The sequence below is a fragment of the Paenibacillus sp. USHLN196 genome, assembly GCF_037144955.1.
Taxonomy (GTDB): Bacteria; Bacillota; Bacilli; order Paenibacillales; family Paenibacillaceae; genus Paenibacillus; species Paenibacillus xylanexedens_C.
In genome coordinates, this window is sequence record NZ_JBBCYH010000058.1 from 1 (window position 1) to 238 (window position 238).

1 rRNA gene is annotated in these 238 nt (G+C 52.1%); it reads left to right on the top strand.

What is annotated here, in order from left to right:
• Positions 1-147: 147 nt before the first annotated feature.
• Positions 148-238: ribosomal RNA gene (gene rrf / locus WFI24_RS34315) — 5S ribosomal RNA — on the top strand; the annotation flags it as partial.

Here is a 238-nt window from a genome sequence, read left to right on the forward strand (position 1 = left end):
GGCTGGGGGTGGAAGTGCAGCAATGCATGGAGCTGACCAGTACTAATCGGTCGAGGGCTTATCCAATAGCAAGTTCTAAATCGCATGTTTCGTTTCGAATCTAGTTTTCAGAGAACAACAACTCTGGAATGTAAGCTAAGCTATGCGTTTGGTGGCGATGGCGGAGGGGTTCCACACGTACCCATCCCGAACACGACCGTTAAGCCCTCTAGCGCCGATGGTACTTGGACCGCAGGGT